The organism is Arthrobacter sp. NPDC092385, assembly GCF_044755105.1.
Classification (GTDB): domain Bacteria; phylum Actinomycetota; class Actinomycetes; order Actinomycetales; family Micrococcaceae; genus Arthrobacter_D.
Genome location: NZ_JBIVQL010000008.1, coordinates 22,442 through 46,884, shown reverse-complemented (window position 1 = coordinate 46,884; position 24,443 = coordinate 22,442). Strand labels below are relative to the sequence as shown.

The following is a 24,443-nucleotide window of genomic DNA, read 5'->3' as shown; positions in this document are numbered from 1 at the left end:
CGGATGCTCCCGGACGATGCAGCAGCAGCGGTTCCGCGGGCGGCCTCCACGTCCTTCACCGACTACCTGGGCGCGCACCATCCCGGGTTGCTGCCGTCGAACCGGACGCTCGGCCCGGTGACCGCGTCCACCGACGCCTCGCACCTGGCACCGCATGCCACGACCATCGTCTCGCTGACCTTTCCCGGCGGCGTCCTGATGGCCGGGGACCGGCGTGCCACGATGGGCAACGTGATCGCGAGCCGGCACATCGAGAAGGTGTTCCCGGCTGACGTCTACTCGGTCCTCGGGATCGCCGGGAGCGCCGGCATCGGGCTCGACCTGACCCGCCTGTTCCAGGTGGAGCTCGAGCACTACGAGAAGATCGAGGCGACGATGATGAGCCTCGACGGCAAGGCCAACCGGCTCGCCGCGATGGTCCGGCAGAACCTCCCCATGGCGATGCAGGGCCTCGCCGTCGTGCCGCTCTTCGCCGGTTTCGACACGGACCGCCACGTCGGGCGGCTGTTCTCCTTCGACGTCACCGGCGGTCGGTACGAGGAGCACGAACACCACTCGGTCGGTTCCGGTTCGGTCTTCGCGCGCGGAGCTCTCAAGAAGCTCTGGAACCCGCGACTGGACGAAGCCTCCGCGGTGCGGGTCGCCGTCGAAGCGCTGTACGACGCCGCCGACGACGACTCCGCGACCGGCGGGCCGGACACGGTGCGCGGGCTGTGGCCCGTGGTCTACGTCGTGGACGGTGCAGGCGCGCGCCGGATCCCGGAGCGCGAACTCGAAGCCGCAGCGCACACCATCATCGATGCCCGCTCCGCGGCAGGCCGGGAGGCATAGGCCATGACACAGCAGTTCTACGTCTCGCCCGAACAGCTGATGAAGGACCGCGCGGATTTCGCGCGGAAGGGCATCGGCCGGGGCCGGTCCGTCGTGGTGATGAGCTGCAGGGACGGGATCGCGCTCGTCGCCGAGAACCCCTCGCCCTCGCTGCACAAGCTCGGCGAGATCTACGACCGCATCGCCTTCGCGGCGGTGGGCAAGTACAACGAGTTCGAGAGCCTGCGGCAGGCCGGCGTGCGCTACGCGGACGTCCGCGGGTACTCCTACGCCCGCGAGGACGTGACCGCCCGCGGACTGGCGAGCGTCTACGCGCAGAGCCTGGGCGCCGTGTTCACGGCCGAGAGCAAGCCCTTCGAGGTGGAACTCGTGGTGGCCGAGGTGGGCCGGACCCGGGACGCCGACCACCTGTACCGGCTGACCTTCGACGGCTCGATCGCGGACGAGTCCGGCTTCGTCGTCATGGGCGGCGCCGCGGACGCCGTCGTCGACGCGCTGCAGGGCACCTGGTCCGCCGACCTCAGCCTCCCCGAAGCAGTCCGCGCCTCGGCACGGGCCCTCAGGAGCGACGGGGGCGCAGCACCGGCACAGGCTTCCGCCGGTGCGAACGGGAAGCGTCCCGCAGCAGCGCCCCTGGATCCGTCCCTCCTCGAAGTCGCCTTCCTCGAACGGGACCCCGACACGCTGCGCGGGAGCCGACGAGCCTTCCGCCGGATCGGCGGCCCAGAACTCGAGAACCTGCTGCAGCACGAACAGGACACCTGATGGACCGCCGCATCTTCGGAGTCGAGACCGAATTCGGCATCTCCTACTCCGGTCCGAACTCCCGGCCGCTCTCCCCGGAGGAGGTTGCCCGCTACCTCTTCCGCAAGGTCGTCAGCTGGGGGAGGTCCTCCAACGTCTTCCTGACCAACGGCTCACGCCTCTACCTCGACGTCGGCTCGCACCCCGAATACGCGACGGCGGAGTGCGACGACCTCGCGCAGCTCATCGCCCACGACCGCGCCGGGGAACTGATCCTGGAGGACCTCGTGGCCGAGGCGCAGCGCAAGCTGGCGCAGGAGGGCTACGACGGCAAGATCTTCCTCTTCAAGAACAACACCGATTCCGCGGGCAACTCCTACGGCAGCCACGAGAACTACCTCATTCCCCGGAAGCTGGAGTTCGCGCGGCTCGCGGACATCCTCATCCCCTTCCTCGTCACGCGGCAGCTCCTCGTCGGGGCGGGCAAGGTCCTCAAGACGCAGACGGGCTCCATCTACGCGTTCTCGCAGCGGGCGGACCACCTGTGGGAAGGCATTTCCTCGGCCACCACCCGCTCGCGGCCCATCATCAACACCCGCGACGAGCCGCACGCCGACGCCGAGCACTACCGCCGGCTGCACGTGATCGCCGGGGACTCGAACATGTCCGAGACCACCACGCTCCTGAAGATCGGCTCGGTGGACCTGCTGCTGCGCATGGTCGAGGCAGGCGAGCTGATGCGGGACTTCCGCCTGGAGAACCCCATCCGCAGCATCCGGGAGATCTCGCACGACCTCACGGGGCAGCAGCTCCTCAAGCTCGCCAACGGCCGGCACATGACGGCCCTCGAGATGCAGCGCGAATACCTCGCCCGTGCCACGGCCTTCGTGGAGCAGCGCGGCGCGCACAACGCGCACGTCCCCGCGGTCCTCGGGCTGTGGGAGCGTGTGCTCGACGCCGTCGAGACCGGGGACACCAAGAGCATCGACACGGAGGTGGACTGGGCGATCAAGAAGAAACTGATCGACCGCTACCTCGCCCGCTCCGGCGGGGACCTCGATTCGGCCCGGGCAGCCCAACTCGACCTCACCTACCACGACATCTCACGGTCCCGCGGCCTGTTCTTCCTGCTGCAGGCCCGCGGGGAGGCTGCGCGCGTCGTCGACGACACCGCGGTGAAGGAAGCGGTCGACGTACCGCCGCAGACCACGCGGGCCCGCCTGCGCGGCGAGTTCGTCCGCCGGGCGAAGGAGGCGAACCGCGACTACACCGTGGACTGGGTGCACCTGAAACTCAACGACCGGGCGCAGCAGACCATCCTCTGCAAGGACCCCTTCACCTCGGTGGACGAGCGCGTGGAGGCACTCCTCCAGCAGCTGTGAGGCCGGAGGGTTCCGCCTCCGAGGCGGTGTGCCGGCGGTCAACAGGGTATTCCCAGGAGGAACCGCGGCTCCGCAGCCGTTAGGCTTGTCAGGGCCCTTTGTTCTGCGGGCAGCCTGGACTGGTCATCAATCTGAAAGAAGTTCTGTGCGAAAAGTACTAGCAATCCTCCTTCCGCTCCTGCTGTTGCTGACAGCATGCGGCGGCACGACGACGGGGAATTCGGCCGGTGCCGCCGAGGTCTTCGACACGGTCGAGGTGAGCGGCGGATCCGACGAGGAAGCACCGACCGTCGAATTCGAATCACCCCTGGACATCACCGACGTGGCCGCGAAGACGGTCGCCGAAGGCGAAGGCGACGAGGTTCAGGCAGGGCAGCAGATCCGCTACCAGCTCGTCTCGCTCAACGCCGAGGACGGGGAAGTCCTCGGTGACACCTACAGCCAGGGCGAGCCCCAGGTGCTGCCGGTCGACGACATGCTCAAGGAGCAGGACAGCGAACTCTACGAGGTCCTGGTCGGCACGAAGGTCGGCGCCCAGGTGGCCTACACGCGTCCCTCGCCCGAGCCCGCGGAGGGCCAGACCGCCGCACCGCAGCAGCTGATCGTCCTGAAGGTCATCTCGGCCGAGCAGCCTCCGCCGGAGCCGGAGGTCCTCTCGCCCGAGGACGTCAATAAGCTCGACGACGAGGGCCAGCTGCCCACCTTCACCTTCGGTGAGAACGGCGCCCCCGAGGTCACCATCCCCGAGAACGAGCCCTCCGACGACCTCGTCGTCAAGGTACTCGAGGAGGGCACCGGCGAAGTGGTCGGCGAGACCGACAGCATCACCGCGAACTACACCGGCTGGACCTACAGCGACGGCGAGAAGTTCGACTCGAGCTACGATCGCGGCGAGCCCGCCACGTTCCCGCTGAACCAGGTCATCACCGGATGGACCAAGGGCCTCGCCGGGCAGAAGGTCGGATCCAAGGTCCTGCTCGTCATCCCGGAGCCCTGGGCCTACCCCAACGCCTCGCAGGGACAGCCCTCCGGCACCCTCGTGTTCTACGTCGAGATCGTCAGCAAGGAAGCGGCCCAGTAGTTCCGGGCTCCTCCACCAGCCAACGAAAGCACCAGGAAAGGAAACCATGTCCTTCGGACAGCGCAACTTCGACCGGCAGAAGCCGGAGATCGACTTCCCCGCCCACGACGTCCCGGCCGACCTGGTCATCGAGGACATCATCGAGGGGACCGGCGACGAGGCGAAACCCGGCAACACCGTGTCCACGCACTATGTCGGTGTCGCCTTCTCCACGGGCGAGGAATTCGACGCCTCCTGGAACCGCGGCGCACCGCTCGATTTCAAGGTCGGCGTCGGGCAGGTCATCCAGGGCTGGGACCAGGGCCTCCTCGGCATGAAGGTGGGCGGTCGTCGCCGCCTCGAGATCCCGTCCCACCTCGCCTACGGACCCAGCGGCGCCGGGTCGGCCATCGGCCCCAACGAGGCGCTGATCTTCGTGGTGGACCTGCTCGGCGTCCGCTAGCACTACCTCCCGGACCCGCAGGGTCCGCGCGGTTCCCCGCACCATCGTCCGGAAGGGACGCAGGCCGACCACCGGTTGGCGTGCGTCCCTTCTGCCGCTTCCGTGAAGGTAGGGTTTTCCCGTGTCCGCAAAACGTACCGAACGCCTCCTCACCCTCGTGATCATGCTCCTTTCGAGCCGCCGTGGGTACACGAAGGAGGAACTGTTCGAGGAGATCGACCTGTACCGCGAGGCGACCTCTGTAGCCGCACGCGAGAAGCTCTTCGACCGGGACAAGGCGGCACTGCGCGAGCAGGGCATCCCCCTGGAATCCTTCAGCGAGGACACGCTCTTCGACAACGACAACACGGTGCAGCGGTACCGCATCAATGCCGAGAACTATCGCCTCGGCGGCGTGAGGTTCCAGCCGGAGGAGTACGCGGTCCTCAACCTGGCCGCCGGTGTCTGGGACCAGGGGTCCCTCGACGCCGCCGCCTCGCGGGCCCTGCGGAAGCTCAGTTCGCGCAGCACCGACGGCGGTATCGAACTGACACCGCTGATCCAGCCCCGTATCACCACGGATGCGCCGTACTGGGACATCGTGTGGCAGGCCCTGACCACCCGCACCCCCCTCCGTTTTCCCTACCGAGCGGCCAGCACGGGGCGCGAGGAGGTCCGGACCGTGCATCCGTGGGGAATGGGTGCCCGCTTCGGCCACTGGTACGTCGTCGGATACGACACCACCCGCAAGGCAGAACGCTTCTTCCGGCTGTCCCGCATGACGGGCGAGCCCGTGCTGGTGCGCGGCACCTTCGATGTCCCTGCGTCCTTCGACATGAACCGGACGCTCTCCTCGCTGTCGCGGAGCGAGCCCGACCGCACCGCCGTCGTCGCCGCCCGTCCCGGATCCTGCCAGGTGCTGCGGGTCCGGAAGGACGCCGAGGTCCTCGAGACAGGGGAGGAGTGGGACATCCTGCGGGTGCCGTATGCGGCGTCGAGCCCCATGGCGGCGACGATCGCTGGGCTGGGGACCAATGCGAGGGTCGAGGAGCCGGCAGAGCTGGCAGCCCAGGTGGCGCGCCTGCTGGAGGGGGCCTACGCCGCGGCCGTCGCGGCGCCGCAGGGCCTCGAGATCACCGGTGCGGTGCGGCCCGCGCCGCGCCGGAAATCCTCCTCGCAGGATCATCTCCTGCGCCTGCTCGACCTCGTGCCCTATCTCCTGGCCAACCCCGGGGCGGAAGTGGGGGAGACGGCGCGGAAGTTCGAGGTGACGGAGAGCCAGCTCACCAAGGACCTCGACCTGCTCTTCGTCAGCGGCCCCCGGCACTATCCCGATGCGCTCATGGATGTGAATATCGAGGACGGCAGGATCTACCTGACCAACGCCCGCGACCTCGCAGAGCCGGTCAAGCTGAGCATGGACGAGGCGTGCTCCCTGATCGTGGGGCTCCAGGCCCTCCGGGAACTGCCCGGCATGAGGAACAACGAGGCGATCGTCAGCGCCCAGACCAAGCTGACCGCTGCTGCCGGCGACGCGGCCCGGATCGGGGCCGCCGTGGCCACGAAGCTCACGGAGGACGACATCGATCCGACCCTCGAGGTGCTGCAGGCCGCCCTGCAGTCGGGAGTGCGGGTGGCAGTGGACTACTTCGTGCCGACGCGGGACGAGATCACGCACCGCCTGCTCGAGCCGCTGCGCATCTTCCTGCACCAGGACACGTGGTACCTGGAGGCATGGAGCGTCGACTCCGACGGGCTGCGCAACTTCCGCCTCGACCGCATCCAGAGCGCCACCCTGACGGACCAGCCGGCCACGGCCGCCGTCGACGAGGAATCCCTCGCCCGCGACCGGCGGACCGCGGCCCCCTACCGCTCCGGTGAGGCGGACCAGGCCGTCACGCTCCTGCTGGAACCCCGGGCGCGGTGGATCGCCGCACAGTACAACGCCGACGCCGTGCAGGAGCTCGGCGAGGACCGCCTGGCCGCGCGCCTGAGGGTCGCCTCGAGCTCCTGGATCCCCGGCCTCGTCGCCGGCCTCGGAGGATCCGCCGCCGTCGTCGCCCCCGCCCAGGTGCGCGAGGAGACCCTCCGCTGGCTCGAGGCAGCCCGCGCGCACCAGGCGCTGGCCTAGACTGGCACCATGCTCTGGTGGATGTGGATCGTGCTGTGGGTTGCGCTGGTGGCCGTCAGCGTGATCTTCCTCGTCGCGGTCGGATTCGGCGTGTTCCGACGGGGAATGCGAACTCTCGGTGAATTCGGGGAAGCGATGGACCGCTTCGACGTGAACGTCCGGGCCGACGGCGACAGCGCTCCGGCGGCCGTGGGCGTGCCCGGAATCCCCGTGCCGGCCGTATTCTCCGCGCCCGTGGATGTCCGCGCGGCACGTGAAGCGGCGAAGCTCCGACGGATCGCCGACCGGCGCGGCAGGCGGGTCGCCCGGCGTGACCGCCGCGGGCAGCCCCAACTCCTGCAGGACATGCCCCACCTGTGACCTAAACTGGTGGAGGGATCAACGAGAGGAATTGGGCATGAGGCTCGAAGGCTGGCATATCGTCATCATCATCGTTCTTGCGATCGTTCTGTTCGGCGCTCCGAAGCTTCCCGGGCTGGCGCGCAGCGTGGGCCAGTCGCTGCGGATCTTCAAGTCCGAGGTGAAGCAGATGAAGGACGAGAACAATACCGGCGAGCCCGGCACGGATCCCGTGGAGGGCCGCGTTGTCAACAACCCGGGCCCGCAGACCTACACTCCCACCCATCAGGTCCCGGGTCAGCCGGGCCACCAGCAGGGGACCCCGGTGAGTCATGTGCAGGGCGACGCGCGGGCCGACGTCCGTGGCGAGGGCCAGGCGGGGCCGTCGCAGCAGAGCGGTTCCTCGCACACCAGCCAGTAGGGCCTGCCGGTGTCACCCGCGAAGGTCCGCCAGCGTGGCAGGAAAGCGAACCCCGAAGGGCGTATGGCCCTGAAGGAGCACCTGCGTGAGGCCCGCAACCGCCTGTCCAAGTCCGCGATCGCCGTCATCCTCGGCACCGTGGCCGGGTTCTTCGTGTACGAGCCGGTGCTGCGGGCCCTGGCCGCGCCGATCATCGCGATCAACGCCCAGGACGGCCGGACGGCGTCGCTGAACTTCGACAGCGCCGCGTCCCCGTTCGACCTGCTCATCCAGGTCTCGGTGTTCCTGGGCCTGGTCCTCTCCAGCCCCGTGTGGCTGTACCAGCTGTGGGCATTCATCACCCCGGGGCTGAAGTCGAAGGAGCGCCGGATCGCCCTGGCGTTCATCGCGGTCGCGTTCCCGCTGTTCCTGGCCGGTATCGCCCTGGCGTGGCTGATCCTGCCCAACGCTGTGCGGGTCCTGACGGAATTCACACCCGAGGACTTCTCCAACTACATCAGCGTGTCCGTGTACTTCACGTTCGTGCTCCGCCTGATGCTCGCGTTCGGCATCGCGTTCCTGCTCCCGGTGGTCCTGGTCGGGCTGAACATGGTGGGCCTGGTCTCGGGGAAGCAGATCCTCAAGGCGTGGCGTATCACGGTGTTCCTGGTGTGCCTGTTCGCGGCGATGGCCGCCCCGGGCGGGGACGCGCTGAGCATGTTCTACCTCGCGGTGCCCCTGCTGCTGCTGTTCTTCCTCGCGATCGGACTGTGCCTGCTCAACGACAAGCGGCGGGCCCGCCGCACCGCGGCCCGCGAAGCCGCCGTCGAGGCCACCGCGGACACGGCAACGCCCCTCGACGCCCTCTGACAGCTGCCGCGCGACCGGCAGGATCAGCACGATCACGACCCGTCCCGCAAGCACCACCGATGACCGGAGGCCGTGCGCCGGGACGGCGTGCCCGGCCCGGGCGGAGCGTCTAGGGTGGAAAGATGAGCACCCCCGCCGAGAGATACGCAGCTGCAAAGGCACGCACCGAACACTCGCGGACGCAGCTGTCCCATTTCGAGCAGACGCTGGACTTCGAACTCGATCCGTTCCAGCGCGAGGCGTGCACTGCGCTCGAGGCCGGCAGGGGCGTGCTCGTCGCGGCACCCACCGGCGCCGGGAAGACGGTGGTCGGCGAGTTCGCCGTCTTCATGGCGCTGCAGAACGGCCTCAAGGCCTTCTACACCACGCCCATCAAGGCGCTGAGCAACCAGAAGTACTCCGAGTTGGCTGCCGTGCACGGCAACGACCGCGTCGGCCTCCTCACCGGCGACACGAACATCAACGCCGACGCCGACGTGATCGTGATGACCACCGAGGTCCTGCGCAACATGCTGTACGCCAATTCGGACGCCCTCGACAACCTGGGCTACGTGGTGATGGACGAGGTGCACTACCTGGCCGACCGGTTCCGCGGGGCGGTGTGGGAGGAAGTCATCATCCACCTGCCCACCGAGGTCAGGCTCGTGTCCCTCAGCGCCACGGTGTCCAACGCCGAGGAGTTCGGTGCGTGGCTGGACACCGTGCGCGGAGACACCGACGTCGTCGTGTCCGAGCACCGCCCGGTCCCGCTCTGGCAGCACGTGATGGTCGGACAGAGCCTCATCGACCTGTTCGCCGGCGATGTCGCGTTCGACGAGGCGGCGCCGGACGGGGCCGGAAGCGGCGCCCGGAACCAGTACGACGTCAATCCCGAGCTGCTCGAACTGGCGAGCAACGAGATCCGGCTCAACCAGCGCGCCAACTGGGGCGGTCCCGGCGGGCGGCGCGGCAAGCCCCGCAACGGGCGCGGAGGACCCCCGCAGACCACGGCGGTGCGCCGCGCCACGCGCCCCCAGGTGATCAGCGCACTCGACCGCTCCGACCTCCTCCCGGCCATCACGTTCATCTTCTCCCGGGCGGGCTGCGAAGCGGCCGTCACGCAGTGCCTGCACGCCGGGCTGTGGCTCACCACGGAGGAGGAACGCGATGAGATCAGCGAGACCATCGACGAGGCCACGATGGACATCCCGCGCGACGACCTCGAGATCCTCGGATTCTGGACGTGGCGGGAGGGCCTCATCCGCGGCTTCACGGCGCATCACGCCGGAATGCTGCCGACCTTCAAGGAGATCGTCGAACGGCTGTTCGCGGCAGGACTCGTCAAGGCGGTCTTCGCGACCGAGACGCTGGCCCTCGGCGTCAACATGCCCGCCCGGACGGTCGTCCTCGAGAAGCTCGACAAGTTCAACGGCGAGGCGCACGTCGACGTGACGGCGGGGGAGTACACCCAGCTCACGGGCCGTGCCGGGCGTCGCGGCATCGACGTCGAGGGGCACGCCGTCGTCCTCTGGCAGCCGGGCACCGATCCCGGCGCCGTGGCCGGCCTCGCCTCCCGACGCACCTACCCGTTGAACTCGAGCTTCCGGCCGACCTACAACATGAGCATCAACCTGATGGCGCAGTTCGGCCAGGAGCGTTCACGGGAGATCCTCGAGACGTCCTTCGCCCAGTTCCAGGCGGATCGTTCCGTCGTCGGGCTCGCGAAGCAGGTGCGCAGCCGCGAGGAATCCCTCAAGGGATACGAGAGGTCGATGACGTGCCACCTCGGGGACTTCCGCGAGTATGCGAACCTGAGGCGCGAGCTGTCCGAGCTCGAGTCGCGGGCGTCCCGGGACCGGTCCCGCACCCTGAGGTCGGCCGCCGAATCCTCCCTGGAATCGCTGCGGCCCGGTGACGTGATCGACGTTCCCGGCGGGAGGAGCCAGGGTTATGCCGTCGTCCTGGACAGCGACACCTCCCGGGAGCCCCGGCCCACGGTGCTCACCCTCGAGACGCAGATCCGCCGGGTCGGCGTGCAGGACCTCGACGGTCCCGTGGAGGTCCTCTCCCGCATACGGATCCCGAAGCACTTCAGTGCCCGCAGCCCGAAGGACCGCCGGGACCTGACGTCCTCGTTGCGCAACGCACTGCAGGAGAAGCGGCCGCCGCGGCGCGGGGCCGACCGGGTGGCGGCCGGCTACTCGGCGTCGGCGGCCGAAGAGGAACGTGCCATCACCGAGGTCCGTCGCCGCCTCCGTGCGCACCCCTGCCACGGGTGCAGCGAACGCGAGCAGCACGCGCGCTGGGCCGAGCGGTGGTTCAAGCTGCGCCGGGAGACCGATCAGCTGGGGGGCCAGATCCGCGGGCGGACCAACACGATCGCCAAGACCTTCGACCGCGTCTCCGAGGTCCTCGGGCACTACGGGTACCTCGAGTACACGGACGACGGCGTGTCCGTCAGCGCCGCCGGGCAGAAGCTGCGCCGGATCTACGGCGAGAAGGACCTCCTGATCGCCCTGTGCGTCGAGGAGGGCGCCTTCAGCGACCTCGACGCGGCGGAGCTCGCAGCCGTCGCCACGGTGCTCGTCTACCAGGCCAAGCGCGAGGAGCGCGGGGTGCGCCCGGTGATGCCGAGCGTGTCCCTCGAGGGCTCTGTGGAGACGATCATCCGGCAGTGGTCCCAGCTCAACGACGTCGAGGAGCAGCATCGGCTTCCCGTCACCGGTGAACCGGAGCTCTCGCTCGTCTGGCCGATGTTCAAGTGGGCCCAGGGCCGGTCCCTCCAGGCGGCCCTCAGCGGGACCGAACTCGCAGCGGGAGACTTCGTGCGCTGGTCGAAGCAGGTCATCGACCTCCTCGACCAACTGGCCAAGGTGCCGGACCTCCCGGGCAGCCTGCAGCAGACGTGCATCCGGGCGATCAGACTGATTCGTCGTGGCGTGGTGGCATACTCGAACATCAGTGAATAGTCCCCGTTCGGGGACACACCGGCCACAGAAAGTCTCCCAGCCTCGCCATGCCCAGCACTGAACGCCCCCAGCCCGTCCTGTACCGCAACGGCTCCGTCTACAGCCCTGCCGATCCCTTCGCAACCGCCCTGCTCATCGACGGCGGTACCGTGGCATGGGTGGGCACGGAGCACGCCGCGGCCAACCTCACCGGACCGGGCGTGCGCACCGTGGACCTGGACGGCGCGCTGGTCACGCCCGGCTTCGTGGACGCCCACACGCACACCACCGAGACGGGTATCGCCCTCGGCTCGATCGACCTGACGGCGTGCCGCTCACTGGGAGAACTCCTGGATTCCGTCGCGGCTGCGGCGTCCTCGGGGGCTTCCACCGTCCTCGGGTTCGGCTGGGACGAGTCGTCCTGGCCGGAGCAGCGCGTGCCGACGGCCTCGGAGCTCGACCAGGCCGGCAACGGCGCGCTCGTCTACCTCGTCCGGGCCGATATCCACTCCGCGGTGGTCTCGGGTAGCCTGGCGGCCGGCCTCGGCCTCGCGGGCATCGACGGCTGGGACGACGGCTTCGTGGTCCGCGCGGCGCACGAGGCGGCCCGACAGGCCACCCGCAACCTCAGCCCGGGCCAGCGACGCAGCTACCAGCAGGCGGCCCTGCTCCACGCCGCATCACGGGGTTATGTCGCGCTGACCGAGATGGCTGCCCCCCATATCGCGCCGCGGGAGGACCTCGAGGCCCTGCTGTCCATCGACGGTCCGCAGTCCGGGCTGCCATTGCCGGAGGTCATCCCGTACTGGGCGCAGCTCACGGCATCGCGGGAGGACGTGCGCTCCGCCATGCGGGGCTTCGGAGGGCGGCTCGCGGGTCTCGCCGGTGACCTGAACGTCGACGGATCCATCGGGTCCCGCACAGCGGCCCTCCGCGAGCCGTACAGCGACGATCCGGGCAACCGCGGGAGCCTCTACCTGAGCGAGGACGACGTCGCCGCCCATCTCCTCGCCACGACCGCGGAGACGGTCCAGGCCGGGTTCCATGTCATCGGCGACGCCGGTCTCGACGTCGTTCTGAGCGGTCTCGAGGCCGCGGCCAGGGAGCTGGGTGTGGACGAGGTGCGCCGCTCACGCCACCGCCTCGAACACGTAGAGCTCGCCGACGACGCCGCCATCGCGGCGCTCGTGCACTACGGCGTGGCCGTCAGCGGACAACCTGCTTTCGATGCCCTGTGGGGCGCCGAAGGCGGCCTGTACGACCAGCGGCTGGGGGAGCGGAGCACCGGGATGAACCGCTTCGCCTCGTTCCTGTCCGCGGGGGTCCTCGTGGCGCTCGGATCGGACAGCCCCGTGACGCCGCTCGATCCCTGGGCCTCCGTCCGTGCGTGCCTCCAGCACAGCAACGCGGCGGAGAACATCTCCGCGCGGGCTGCCTTCATAGCGCACACCAGGGCGAGCTGGCGGCTCTCGGGCCGTAGCCCCATGATGGGGCAGCTGGCGCCGGGTACCCCCGCGTCGTTCGCCATCTGGAAGGTCGACGAACTGATGGTCCAGACGCCCGACAACCGGGTCCAGTCCTGGAGTACGGACCCCCGTGCCGGTACGCCCCTGCTGCCCGCACTCGATACCGAGAACGCCCCCCTGTGCCTCGAGACGGTGCACGACGGCCACCGGCTGTACGTCGCCGACGGCTTCGCCGCAGCGTAGGCCGCGGCCCTGCCCGGCTGGATCTTCTTGGCAGAAATCGACAGCACCCTGACCTGCACCGAAGCACGTTTCCGCAGGTCAGAGCGCTGTTGACACCTCCTCCACAGCACGTAAGCTTTTGCCCTACGGGTTAGAGGAACTCCTGAGGGAGCAAACCTGGCTGGTCTCCGAAAGCGCAACGCATCGGCCTTACGAATGGCGCGTGTTGCCCATCCACAGGGAGTCAGTACTCATCAAGGGCAGGTCCACACATCAGTAGAAAACGATGTCGGCACGCGTGCGGGCATCGGTACGAAGATGTGTGGATCTGCCCGAGTGCCCGTCCGCCGCCGTCCCGGCGGGCCCTCCCGCGCGGCACCCTGACCGTTCGCCTATACTGCAGACTGGCTCCGCGTGCGGAGCAGTCCCTGCGCTATGCGCTCCCTGACGGAAAGGTCCCCCTGCGTGCGAGTCGTCACGATCATCCCCACCTACAACGAGATCGAGTCACTCCCGCTGACCCTTGCCCGGTTGCGGGCTGCCGTACCGGCCTCGGACGTCCTCATCGTCGATGACAACAGCCCCGACGGCACGGGCGACTTCGCCGATCGGGCCGCTGCTGCCGACGGCCAGGTGCACGTACTGCACCGGACCGGCAAGGAAGGGCTGGGAGCGGCGTACATCGCCGGGTTCCGGTGGGCCCTCGAGCGCGACTACGACGTGCTGGTGGAGATGGACGCCGACGGCTCCCACAAGCCGGAGCAGCTGCAGGGCCTGCTGGACGCCGTGGACCGGGCCGACCTCGTGATCGGCAGCCGCTGGGTTCCCGGTGGCGGCGTGGTGAACTGGCCCGCGCATCGCAAGTTGCTCTCCCGCGGGGGCAGCACCTATTCACGGCTCATGCTCGGACTGCCGGTGAGAGACATCACCGCCGGCTACCGTGCCTTCCGCCGCTCCACCCTGGAAGCACTCGATCTCTCGGCGGTCGAGTCCGTCGGCTACGGCTTCCAGGTCGACATGACCTTTCGGGTCGCCCGCCTCGGGCTGACGATCGTCGAGGTGCCCATCACCTTCGTGGAGCGTGAACTCGGGGTGTCGAAGATGAGCGGGAACATCGTCCTCGAGGCGATCGGCAATGTGACCCGCTGGGGTCTGGCTGCACGCTGGAAGAAGCTGGCCGGGCGCTGACCCTTTCCGCCGCAGCATGAGAAAGGCACCCGCCGCGGCGGGTGCCTTTCTTCTTACGGCCTGGGTCTGGTTCAGGCCGAGCGGCGCTCTCCGCGGCGCTCACGCAGGATGGTCAGGCGGTCCTGCAGAATCTGCTCGAGTTCCTCGACGGAGCGGCGCTCGAGGAGCATGTCCCAGTGCGTACGCACGGGCTTGTCGTTCGAGGTGTCGGGCTTCTCGCCGTCGACGAGGAGAGCTTCCTTGCCGGTCTTCGAGACCCAGGTCGCCGGGATGTCGGCCTCGGACGAGAAGGTCACGAAGACCCGCTCGCCGTCCTCGCAACGGTACTCGACCCGCTGCCGGGGAGCCGGCTCGACGCCGGATTCCGTTTCCATCGACTGCGCACCGAGGCGCATGCCCCGCAGGCTGCGATCGCTCATGTTCTTCTCCTAGTCACCGTGGCCCCTCGTCTGCCGGGGGACCGTTGCCGCTGTTCTTCACCGAGAGTGCCAGGCGTGCCGCCGACACACCCTGTATCTGTCACCCGAGGGCGAGAGGAAGGCTCTGTGTGTAACACCGCACGCTGCAGGGATGTTCCTGCGGACGGGTAAACACCTAAGTATACAGACCGGCCGGGGCGACGATTGCGGGCGTGGTCAGGTGCGCGTGACCATCTCGGGACCATCGGACGGGGAGTCCGGGGTCGTGGTGCCGAGCACGTTCCCGATGCCTTTCAGTGCCTCGCCGACCTCGCTGGGGATGATCCACAGTTTGTTCGCCGAGCCCTCCGCAAGCTTGGGAAGGGTCTGCAGGTACTGGTAGGCGAGGAGTTTCTGCGTCGGATTGCCCTTGTGGATGGCATCGAACACCTTGTGGATGGCCTGGGCCTCACCGTCCGCGCGGAGGATCGCCGCCTTGGCATCACCTTCGGCGGCGAGGATGGCGGCCTGGCGCTGGCCTTCCGCGGTGAGGATCTGCGACTGCTTGGTGCCCTCGGCGGTGAGGATGGCCGCACGGCGATCCCGCTCCGCGCGCATCTGCTTCTCCATGGAGTCCTGGATGGAGTGGGGAGGATCGATGGCCTTGAGCTCCACCCGGCCCACCCTGATGCCCCAGCGGCCCGTGGCTTCGTCGAGGACCCCCCGGAGCTGGCCGTTGATCTGGTCGCGCGAGGTCAGCGCCTCCTCCAGGTTCAATCCACCGACCACGTTCCGCAGCGTGGTCGTGGTGAGCTGCTCGACGGCCTGGATGTAGTTGGCGATCTCGTAGGTCGCGGCGCGGGGGTCGGTGACCTGGAAGTAGACCACCGTGTCGATCGACACCACGAGGTTGTCCTCCGTGATGACGGGCTGGGGCGGGAAGGAGACGACCTGCTCGCGCAGGTCGAGCAAGGGCAGGAGCCTGTCGACGAACGGGATCAGGATCGTCAGGCCGGGGTTCAGAGTCCGCTGGTACTTGCCGAGCCGTTCGACGACCCCTGCGCGCGCCTGCGGGATGATCCTGACGGACTTCACGAGTACGACCAGGACGAAGATGATCAGGACTATCAGGACCAGGGTGAGCCCGATCGTTCCAGCAGAGCCGTTCATGGATCCCCTTTGGGTGTGGTGGGTGCGCCCCGCCGATGTGCGGCCGGGGCGCGGGAAAGCTGTGGATGCGCGGCTACGGCTCCTGAGGAGGAGGAACGGGCCGGTCGCCGGGAAGTGCTGCGACGGGTCCGACGAGGGCGGTCGCGCCGTCGATCCTCGTGACGGACAGGCGGGCGCCGGCGGGCAGCGCCGCACCGTCGGCAGAGCGCGCGGTCCAGGTGTCGCCGCCGATCTTGACCGTCCCGGAGTGCGCCGTGACGGGCTCCAGGGCGAGGGCTGCCGCTCCGACGAGGCGGTCGATGTTGTTCAGCTGATCCGCCGGTCCCTTCTGCAGGTGCCGGACGGCCACGGGCCGGATGAGCAGGATCATGAGCAGGGACACCACCGCGAAGACGACGATCTGGACGGCCGGCCCCGCGCCGGCGAGTGTCGCCACCAGGGCGGCCAGCGCTCCGACCGAGAGCATGATGAAGAACAGGTCGAGGGTGAGGGTCTCCACGGCGGCCAACCCGAGGAACAGGACGAGCCACAGGACCCAGCCGTTCGCAAGCAACCAATCCATCGGGCATCCCCTCCGTGTCCGCGCCGCATGCAGAGGCGCTTGCTCCCCATGATGGCAAACGGCACCGACATAACCTAGGGCAGTGCGGCCGCCAGGCCCGAGTTGTTATCCTTCCGTGCCGTTCGACGGTCCCTGGCTAGGCTCGCGCCGACAGCACCTGCACGGTGAAGCGCGCAGCCACCTCCAGCGGCGCGAGGGACCGGTCTTCCGCCGTCGCGCCGACGGGCGCAGGTGTGTGGCGCGCTGCGGGGCCCATGACCAGGGCCGAGCGGGCGAGGCCGGGTGGCAGGACCATGGCATAGTCGAGCTCCTCGCGCGCGGTCTCCACCAGCCGGCCGCCGAAAGCCGCCAGGACGTCGTCGGCCTTCTGCGCCGGTACGGACAGCAGGGGTCCCACCGCCTCGAGGCCGGAGAGGTGCCCGGGGCGGGGGGTCACGGCGACGATGCATCCACCGGGTGCGAGCACCCGCAGGAATTCCTCGGGATTCCTGGGTGCGAACACGTTCAGGAGGACGTCCACCGAGCCGTCGGCGAGAGGGAGCGGACGCCAGAGGTCCCAGACGAGGCTGATTCCGCCCGGTAACCTCCGCGCGGCGCGCCGCAGCGCCACTTTGGAGACGTCGATCGCGAGGGGGAGGACCTCCGGGAGCCGCGCGACCAGTCCCTGCAGGTAGTAGCCCGTGCCTGCCCCGGCGTCGAGCACCACGGCCGGTGCTCCGGCGTGCCGCAGTACGGCGTCGACCACCGCCTCCCGCAGGGGCTCGTAGTGTCCCGATCCGAGGAAGGACTCCCGCGCGTCCACCATCTCGGCCGAATCGCCGTCGAAGGGCGACCCCTTCCCGGTCAGCAGGTTGAAGTAACCCTGGCGCGCGGCGTCGAAGCGGTGCCCGCGCTCGCATGCCAGTGTTCGGCCGGTGTGGTCCAGGGGTTGCCCGCAGACAGGACAGAGCAGGAGCTGGCGGGGGAGGGCGGGCATCCACCCATCCTAGGGAGTGTTTGCCGCGCACCGTTGACTCAGGCCACTATTTCGGGTCTAGTCGGAGGGTGAAACCAGACCAGATCGAACTCCTGACCACCACGGGCGCCCCGACACTCCACCCGGACGGCTCCCGTCTCGTCGTCGCCGCGACCCGGCCCGACCTCCGCGCCGACTCGTATGTCGGCCAACTGTGGGAGGTCACGCTCGACGGCGGACGACGTCGCCTCACGCGCGGCTTCCGGGACACCGCTCCTCGGTATTCGCCCGACGGCGAGCTGCTCCTGTTCCTCCGGGCGGCCCCGGGCGGCAAGCCCCAGCTGTTCGCGGTGCGCGCTTCGGGCGGTGAGCCGGTGCAGGTGACCGACCAGCCGCTCGGCGTCGCGGGCTTCGACATCTCGCCCGACGCGCGGACGATCGTCTTCGCGGCCCGGGTGCCCGAGCACGGCCGCTACGGGACGCTCGACGGCGTCGGTGCCGGCCTCGAGGATCCGCGCCTCATCACGCAGTACAAGTACCGGATGAACGGCCTCGGCTACACGACGGACAAGCGCTCGCAGCTGTTCACGGTGGCCGTGCCGGACCTCGAGGCGGAGCCCTACATCACGGCCGTCGGCCGCCTCAAGCAGGAGCAACCGGAGGGCCCGGGTGCCCTCGAGGAGCAGGGCGCCGTGCCGGCGGCGGTGCAGCTGACGACGGCGGACGCCGACCACCTCGAGCCGGTCTTCTCCACGGACGGCCGCCGCATCCTCTTCACCGCCGCCCTCGGGCCCGACGCGGACGCGACCCTCGTGTCCGACATCCACTCGATCGCCCTGGACGGCAGCGACAGCCGCCGGCTGACGAACCAGGGCGGGGACACCCGGCTGGGCTGCGAGGCGCCACGGCCGAGTGCCGACGGAGCCTGGCTGTTCTTCCTGGCCTCGGACCTCTCGCCCTCGGGCCTCGATTTCGTCGCCCGCAACACAGCCCTGTACGCGCTCCCGCTGAACGACCCGCAGGACGTACGGCGCCTGAGCGACCCGGAGACCGTGGACTTCGGCGACGTCCAGGAGATCGTCGCCGACGGCCCTGATTCCGTCCTCGTCTTCAACCGCGCCCGCGGCATGGGTGAGCTGCTCCGTGTCTCGGCGGCGGGGGAGACCGACACGCTGGTCACGGGTCCCACCGTGGTGACGGGTGCCGCGTCGTCGGGAGGCGCGTCGTCGGGAGGCGCCGTCGTCGTGTCCTACACGGATCCCACGACGTCGGGGGATGTCGCCGTCGTCGACGGCGCCTCGCTGCGTCCGCTGTCCGACTTCTCCGCCGCCCTGCGCACGGAGACACGCATCGGCGACCTGCAGGAGCGCACGTACACGGCCCCGGACGGCACGCCCGTGCACGGCTGGGTCGTCCTGCCCGAGGGCAGCGGACCGCACCCGGTCCTGCTCGTCATCCACGGCGGGCCCTTCGCCCAGTACGGCTGGGGGTATTTCGACGAGGCCCAGGTGTACGCCGCGGCGGGGTACGCAGTGCTGCTGTGCAATCCGCGCGGAGCCGCCGGCTACGGGCAGGCCCACGGACGGGTCATCAAGGAGGCGATGGGAACCGTCGACCTCGACGACGTCCTCGCCTTCCTCGAGGGCGCGCTCGCCGACTTCGGCGGCATGGACAGCGAGCGGCTCGGAGTGATGGGCGGCTCCTACGGCGGGTACCTGACGGCCTGGACGATCGCCCACGACCACCGCTTCCAGGCGGCGATCGTCGAGCGGGGCTACCTGGACCCGCCGTCGTTCGTGGGCTCGTCCGATATCGGCTGGTTCTTCTCCGAGCAGTACACGGGGACGGATCCGGCGCACGTCCAGGAACAGAACCCCTTCGCGAAGATCGGGAGCGTGCGGACCCCGGCGTTCGTCATCCACTCGGAGGAGGACCTCCGCTGCCCCATCGAGCAGGCGCAGCGGTACTACACGGCCCTGAAGAAGCAGGGCGTGGAGACGGAGATGCTCGTCTTCCCCGGCGAGACGCACGAACTGTCGAGGTCGGGCTCTCCGTGGCACCGCAGGCAGCGCTTCGACCACATCCTGCGCTGGTGGGCGAAGTACCTGCCGACCGAGGCGAACCCGTCCGGCACCGCCGTCGAGTAGGAGCGCCGCGCGGCGGGGCTCAGAAGCCGAGGCCCCGCCGCGCTTCGTCGACGGTCGGTTGCGCCCACCGCCCGTGCTCCGCGTCGGAGGCCAGGGAGCGCAGGATCGCCCGGTCCAGATACAGCCTGCCGTTCAGGTGGTCGGTCTCGTGTTGGACGATCCGGGCAGGCCAGCCCTCGAAGCCTGCCGTGACGGCGATGCCGTTCGGCTGCGTGTAGGTCGCCGTGATGCTGTGGTGGCGTTCGACGACGGCCTGGTAGCCGGGCACGGAGAGGCAGCCCTCGTAGAACGCGTCGACGGCGTCGGTGGCGGCTTCGTAGCGGGGGTTGATGATCACGGTGAAGGGTAGCGGAGTGCGGAAACGGGCTTCGGCCACCGCCGGATCGGGAACGCCCTGGTCCTCGAGGACGGCGATCCGGAGGGGGATACCGATCTGCGGCGCGGCGAGGCCGACGCCCGGGGCCCCGTGCATGACCCGACGCATCGCCGCGATGAGCCGCCCCAGGGTGTCGTCGTCGAGCTGTCCGTCGACATCCTGTGCGGGCCGGCGGAGGACGGGATCACCGGCGGTCACGATCGCCGGCAGGTCCGCGGAGAGAATGCCCTCCACCCGTTCCACGATGGCGCCTGGCGTCAGCGCTGCCCGGTCATTGTTGCTTGAAGCATCGGCACTCATCCGTACAGGAAACCACATCTGCGGACAGGGACGGGTGCGGGTGGCATTGCCGGAGGTACCGGGAGGACGGACAATCAGACGTGCCGTGCGGGCCGTGCCCTTCCGTCGCGGCCCAGGACGAGCGAGACGGGAGCCTCAGTGGCGGCCCGAGGGATGGAGACACGATGACCACGGCCGCGACGGACGTCCAGCAGGCAGGACCGCACGAGGCGGACAGCCACGACCTGATCCGGGTCCAGGGTGCACGCGAGAACAACCTGAAGGACGTCACGATCGACATCCCCAAGCGACGGCTGTCGGTGTTCACGGGCGTCTCGGGGTCCGGCAAGAGCTCACTGGTCTTCGACACGATCGCCGCCGAGTCGCAGCGCATGATCAACGAGACCTACAGCGCGTTCCTGCAGGGCTTCATGCCGACGCTCGCCAGGCCCGAGGTGGACGTCCTCGAAGGGCTCACCACCGCGATCATCGTGGACCAGGAGCGGATGGGCGCCAATCCGCGGTCCACGGTGGGCACGGCGACCGACGTCAATGCCATGCTCAGGATCGTCTTCTCCCGCCTCGGGCAGCCCCGGATCGGTTCCCCCCAGGCCTATTCCTTCAACGTCGCCTCCATCAGCGGGGCAGGTGCCGTCACCATGGAGCGTGGCGGCACCACGGTCAAGGAGCGGCGCAGCTTCACCGTGACCGGCGGCATGTGTCCGCGCTGCGAGGGCATGGGCTCCGTGACGGACGTCGATCTCACGCAGCTCTACGACGACACCAGGTCGCTCAACGCCGGAGCGCTGACCATCCCGGGCTACAGCATGGACGGCTGGTACGGCAGGATCTTCGGCGGCTGCGGTTTCTTCGACGCGGACAAGCCCATCCGTGACTTCACCGAGCGCGAGCTGCAGGACCTGCTGTACAAGGAACCGACCAAGATCAAGGTCGACGGCATCAACATCACCTACGAGGGCCTGGTGCCGAGGATCCAGAAGTCGATGCTGTCCAAGGACCGCGAGGCGATGCAGCCGCACATCCGCGCGTTCGTGGACCGAGCCATCACCTTCACCACCTGCCCCGCGTGCGACGGGACCCGCCTGAGCGAGGCGGCCAGGTCCTCGAAGATCGCGGGCCTCAGCATCGCCGACGCGTGCGCACTGCAGATCAGCGACCTCGCCGTCTGGGTACGGAACCTGGTGGAGCCTTCGGTGGCACCCCTGCTGGCGGCACTGGGGGAGACCCTCGACTCGTTCGTCGAGATCGGGCTCGGCTACCTCAGCCTGGACCGCCCGTCCGGCACGCTGTCCGGGGGCGAGTCCCAGCGCACCAAGATGATCCGCCACCTCGGGTCGTCACTGACCGACATCACCTACGTCTTCGACGAACCGACCATCGGCCTGCACCCCCACGACATCCAGCGGATGAACACCCTGCTGCTGCGCCTGCGGGACAAGGGCAACACCGTGCTGGTCGTCGAGCACAAGCCCGAGATGATCGTCATCGCCGACCATGTCGTGGACCTGGGTCCGGGTGCGGGCACCGCGGGTGGCACGGTCTGCTTCGAAGGCACCGTGGACGGACTGCGCCGCAGCGGCACCCTCACGGGCCGCCACCTCGACGATCGCGCGGCGCTCAAGGAGACGGTGCGTCGACGCAAGGGTGCGCTGGAGATCAGGGGAGCGACGGCGCACAACGTACGCGACGTCGACGTCGACATCCCGCTCGGTGTGCTGTGCGTGGTCACCGGAGTGGCCGGATCCGGCAAGAGCTCCCTGATCCACGGCTCGGTGTCACACCGGGAGGGCGTCGTCGCGGTGGACCAGACCGCGATCAGGGGCTCGCGCCGCAGCAACCCGGCGACCTACACCGGCATGCTCGAGCCCATCCGGAAGGCCTTCGCGAAGGCCAACGGCGTCAAGCCTGCCCTGTTCAGCGCCAATTCGGAGGGCGCGTGCCCCACCTGCAACGGCGCCGGGGTCATCTTCACGGACCTCGCGATGATGGCCGGCGTCGCCACGACGTGCGAGGTCTGCGGCGGCAAGCGGTTCCTGGCCGAAGTGCTCGAGTACCGGTTCGGGGGCAGGGACATCAGCGAGGTCCTGTCGATGCCCGTCAGCGAGGCGGCGGCTTTCTTCGGGGCGGGCGACACGAAGGTGCCTGCCGCGCATGCCATCCTCGGCAGGCTGTCCGACGTCGGACTCGGGTACCTCAGCCTCGGGCAGCCGCTGACGACGCTGTCCGGCGGCGAGCGGCAACGGCTCAAGCTCGCCACGCACATGGGGGAGAGAGGCGGGGTCCTCGTGCTCGACGAGCCGACCGCCGGCCTCCACCTCGCCGACGTCGAGAACCTCCTCGGCCTCCTGGACCGGCTCGTCGACGCCGGGAAGTCCGTTCTCGTGATCGAGCACCACCAGGCCGTCATGGCGCACGCCGACTGGATCATCGACATCGGGCCAGGGGCCGGCCGCGACGGCGGGAAGATCATCTTCGAGGGAACGCCGGCGGAACTCGTCGCGTCCCGGTCCACGCTGACCGGCCGGCATCTGGCGGAGTACGTCGGGGCCTGATCGCAGGGTCGACCCCGCCCCTTGCACGGCGGACCCCTGGCCGGGGCGGATCTCCGGTTCCGCGTCGGTTTGCCCGAGATGGGCGCTCATGGCGTTGACTGGTGTCGAGACCGGTAGGGCGCCGGCATGTGGAGGAGACACCATGACTACCTGGCTGATCACCGGCTGTTCGACAGGCCTGGGCCGCGCGCTGGCAGAAGCTGTTCTTCAGCGGGGCGACTCGGCGGTCGTCACGGCGCGTGACGTCGCGACCGTGAGCGACCTCGCGGCCACCTACCCCGGCACAGCACTGGCCCTTCCGCTCGACGTCACCGAGACCGGCCAGGTGCGGACGGTGGTCCAGCGGGGGACCGAGGTGTTCGGCGGCATCGACGTCCTGGTCAACAACGCCGGCTACGGCTACCGTGCCGCCGTGGAGGAGGGCGACGACGGTGACGTGCGCACGCTCTTCGACACGCACTTCTTCGGTTCCGTCGACATGATCAAGGCTGTCCTGCCGCAGATGCGCGCCCGCCGTTCCGGCACCATCGTCAACCTGTCCTCGATCGGCGCGAAGATCACCCCGGCCGGCTCCGGCTACTACGCGGCCGTCAAGGCCGCCATCGAAGGACTCACCGGATCGCTCCGCAAGGAGGTGGAACCCCTGGGTATCACGGCGATGGTCGTCGAGCCCGGCGGATTCAGGACCGACTTCTCCGGCCGGTCGCTCCAACAGTCCGTGGAAGCCATCGGCGACTACGCCGAGACCGCCGGGAAGCGGCGGAAGGAGAACGACACCACCCACGGCACCCAGCCCGGGGACCCGGCCAAAGCCGCAGCGGCGATCATCACCGCGGTGGAATCCACCGACGCGCCCGAGGTGCTCGTGCTCGGCTCCGACGCGATCGACGCCCATACCGGAGTCCTTCAGGCACAGCTCGATTCGCTGGAAGCCTGGCGGCCCCTCGGCGAGAGCACCGGAGTCGACGCATAAGCTTCCCAGCGGATTCCACCGCTACTTCACTTCCCGCGTTGCCCGGAAACACGGTCAGCGCTCCCGACTCGAAGGAGACACCATGAAAGTCCTGATCACCGGAGCCCACGGCAAGGTGGGCCGCGCGGTCACGCAGGCCATGAAGGAGGCCGGTCACGAGGTCCGCACCACGGACCTCACGCGACCCGGCTTCGAGCGCAAGCCCGAGGGCACGCTCAAGTACACGATGGCCGATCTCACGGATGCCGGCGAGGCCTACGCCGTCGTCCGTGACGTGGACGCAGTCGTCCATATCGCTGCCATTCCCGAGCCGACCGGCAACCCACCGCATGTGGTGTTCCAGACCAACCTCATGGCCACGTTCAACGTCCTCGAGGCGGCCATACGCTTCGGCGTGAAGCGTTTCGTCAACATCTCCAGCGAGACCGTCCCCGGTTTCTTCTTCCCCGAGCGGGACTTCCTCCCCGACTACGCACCCGTGGACGAGGAGCACCCGATCCGCCCGCAGGACCCGTACGCACTCTCCAAGCACTTCGGCGAGCAGCTCATGGACGCGGCGATCGCCCGGTCCGACATCCAATGCATCACCATCCGCCCCAGCTGGGTCCAGTTCGAGGGGAACTACGAACACAACCTCGGGCCGCAGGTCCGCGACGCGTCGGTGTTGAGTGCGAACCTGTGGAGCTACATCGACGTCTACGATCTCGCTGACGCCATCGTGCTGGCCACCGAATCCGACCTGCCCGGACATGAGGTCTTCTACATCGCGTCCCCGGACAACGTCGGCGGGCACGACTTCGCCGAGATCCTGGCGAAGCACTACGGGGACGCCATCGAACTACGCGAGCTCGACCGCAGCGATGCTTCCGGCATCACCAGCGCGAAGGCCCAGAGGATGCTCGGGTGGAAGCCGAAGCGTTCCTGGCGCGACTACCTCGATGCGGACGGACACGCGCTCAGGACCTGAGACCCCGGACGCGATCGTCGACGCTCCGGCTCACGGGGCGC

The 24,443-nt window shown here is 69.0% G+C and carries 21 protein-coding genes; 16 read left to right on the top strand and 5 right to left on the bottom strand.

All coding sequences use genetic code 11. From position 1 onward, the window contains the following. The first annotated feature begins 3 nt into the window (after positions 1–3). The 12 genes from prcB to ACIQCY_RS11540 all read left to right on the top strand — a co-directional run bounded on the left by prcB (position 4) and on the right by ACIQCY_RS11540 (position 14,002). Entirely contained in the window at positions 4–831 is an 828-nt protein-coding gene (prcB, locus tag ACIQCY_RS11595) for a proteasome subunit beta (RefSeq protein ID WP_400484041.1), read from the top strand. A gap of 3 nt (positions 832–834) precedes the next feature. Next, entirely contained in the window at positions 835–1,596 is a 762-nt protein-coding gene (prcA, locus tag ACIQCY_RS11590) for a proteasome subunit alpha (protein WP_400484040.1), read from the top strand. Then, positions 1,596–2,957: a Pup--protein ligase gene (pafA, locus tag ACIQCY_RS11585; RefSeq protein WP_400484039.1), complete on the top strand. Its 1,362-nt coding sequence runs from the start codon at positions 1,596–1,598 to the stop codon at positions 2,955–2,957. Before prcA ends, pafA begins: the two co-directional genes overlap by 1 nt. Positions 2,958–3,141: 184 nt before the next feature. After that, positions 3,142–4,038, top strand: coding sequence for an FKBP-type peptidyl-prolyl cis-trans isomerase (locus ACIQCY_RS11580; RefSeq protein ID WP_400484038.1), 897 nt, complete (start codon positions 3,142–3,144; stop codon positions 4,036–4,038). 46 nt (positions 4,039–4,084) lie between these two features. Then, positions 4,085–4,480 (top strand): FKBP-type peptidyl-prolyl cis-trans isomerase, encoded by a 396-nt coding sequence (locus tag ACIQCY_RS11575; RefSeq protein WP_400484037.1) that lies wholly within the window; start codon positions 4,085–4,087, stop codon positions 4,478–4,480. A gap of 121 nt (positions 4,481–4,601) precedes the next feature. Further along, entirely contained in the window at positions 4,602–6,590 is a 1,989-nt protein-coding gene (locus tag ACIQCY_RS11570; protein ID WP_400484036.1) for a helix-turn-helix transcriptional regulator, read from the top strand. Positions 6,591–6,599: 9 nt separating this feature from the next. Further along, the gene (locus tag ACIQCY_RS11565; protein ID WP_400484035.1) at positions 6,600–6,950 is read left to right on the top strand and encodes a hypothetical protein; all 351 of its coding nucleotides are present in this window, start codon (positions 6,600–6,602) and stop codon (positions 6,948–6,950) included. 37 nt (positions 6,951–6,987) lie between these two features. Beyond that, on the top strand, positions 6,988–7,350 hold the full coding sequence (gene tatA / locus ACIQCY_RS11560; RefSeq protein ID WP_400484034.1) for a Sec-independent protein translocase subunit TatA: 363 nt from the start codon (positions 6,988–6,990) through the stop codon (positions 7,348–7,350). Positions 7,351–7,413: 63 nt separating this feature from the next. Beyond that, positions 7,414–8,199, top strand: a complete 786-nt coding sequence (gene tatC, locus ACIQCY_RS11555; protein ID WP_400484033.1) for a twin-arginine translocase subunit TatC — start codon at positions 7,414–7,416, stop codon at positions 8,197–8,199. Between the two features lie 122 nt (positions 8,200–8,321). Further along, complete coding sequence (locus ACIQCY_RS11550) at positions 8,322–11,147, top strand: DEAD/DEAH box helicase (protein WP_400484032.1); 2,826 nt, start codon at positions 8,322–8,324, stop codon at positions 11,145–11,147. Positions 11,148–11,194: 47 nt separating this feature from the next. Beyond that, positions 11,195–12,835 carry an amidohydrolase gene (locus ACIQCY_RS11545; RefSeq protein ID WP_400484031.1) on the top strand — a complete coding sequence of 547 codons (1,641 nt, stop codon included), beginning with the start codon at positions 11,195–11,197 and terminating at the stop codon, positions 12,833–12,835. A gap of 444 nt (positions 12,836–13,279) precedes the next feature. Continuing rightward, positions 13,280–14,002, top strand: a complete 723-nt coding sequence (locus ACIQCY_RS11540; RefSeq protein WP_400484030.1) for a polyprenol monophosphomannose synthase — start codon at positions 13,280–13,282, stop codon at positions 14,000–14,002. Positions 14,003–14,073: 71 nt separating this feature from the next. Here the strand turns inward: ACIQCY_RS11540 and ACIQCY_RS11535 are convergent, their stop codons facing one another. From ACIQCY_RS11535 to ACIQCY_RS11520, 4 genes are all read right to left on the bottom strand, one after another. Beyond that, positions 14,074–14,421, bottom strand: coding sequence for an RNA polymerase-binding protein RbpA (locus ACIQCY_RS11535; protein ID WP_043445375.1), 348 nt, complete (start codon positions 14,419–14,421; stop codon positions 14,074–14,076). 216 nt (positions 14,422–14,637) lie between these two features. Beyond that, positions 14,638–15,570 (bottom strand): SPFH domain-containing protein, encoded by a 933-nt coding sequence (locus ACIQCY_RS11530; protein ID WP_400484029.1) that lies wholly within the window; start codon positions 15,568–15,570, stop codon positions 14,638–14,640. Between the two features lie 73 nt (positions 15,571–15,643). After that, on the bottom strand, positions 15,644–16,132 hold the full coding sequence (locus ACIQCY_RS11525; protein WP_400484028.1) for an NfeD family protein: 489 nt from the start codon (positions 16,130–16,132) through the stop codon (positions 15,644–15,646). Between the two features lie 136 nt (positions 16,133–16,268). Continuing rightward, on the bottom strand, positions 16,269–17,108 hold the full coding sequence (locus tag ACIQCY_RS11520; RefSeq protein WP_400484027.1) for a putative RNA methyltransferase: 840 nt from the start codon (positions 17,106–17,108) through the stop codon (positions 16,269–16,271). 68 nt (positions 17,109–17,176) lie between these two features. Here ACIQCY_RS11520 and ACIQCY_RS11515 point away from each other — a divergent pair, with 68 nt between their 5' ends. Further along, entirely contained in the window at positions 17,177–19,234 is a 2,058-nt protein-coding gene (locus ACIQCY_RS11515; protein ID WP_400484026.1) for a S9 family peptidase, read from the top strand. Between the two features lie 19 nt (positions 19,235–19,253). Here ACIQCY_RS11515 and ACIQCY_RS11510 read toward each other — a convergent pair whose 3' ends face one another. After that, positions 19,254–19,910: a peptide deformylase gene (locus ACIQCY_RS11510; protein ID WP_400484025.1), complete on the bottom strand. Its 657-nt coding sequence runs from the start codon at positions 19,908–19,910 to the stop codon at positions 19,254–19,256. Between the two features lie 164 nt (positions 19,911–20,074). On the opposite strand from ACIQCY_RS11510, the gene ACIQCY_RS11505 reads away from it, so the two are divergent. The 3 genes from ACIQCY_RS11505 to ACIQCY_RS11495 all read left to right on the top strand — a co-directional run bounded on the left by ACIQCY_RS11505 (position 20,075) and on the right by ACIQCY_RS11495 (position 24,402). Beyond that, the gene (locus ACIQCY_RS11505; RefSeq protein WP_400484024.1) at positions 20,075–22,462 is read left to right on the top strand and encodes an ATP-binding cassette domain-containing protein; all 2,388 of its coding nucleotides are present in this window, start codon (positions 20,075–20,077) and stop codon (positions 22,460–22,462) included. A gap of 142 nt (positions 22,463–22,604) precedes the next feature. After that, positions 22,605–23,435: an oxidoreductase gene (locus tag ACIQCY_RS11500; RefSeq protein WP_400484023.1), complete on the top strand. Its 831-nt coding sequence runs from the start codon at positions 22,605–22,607 to the stop codon at positions 23,433–23,435. A gap of 82 nt (positions 23,436–23,517) precedes the next feature. Continuing rightward, positions 23,518–24,402 (top strand): NAD-dependent epimerase/dehydratase family protein, encoded by an 885-nt coding sequence (locus ACIQCY_RS11495; RefSeq protein WP_400484022.1) that lies wholly within the window; start codon positions 23,518–23,520, stop codon positions 24,400–24,402. Positions 24,403–24,443 lie beyond the last annotated feature (41 nt).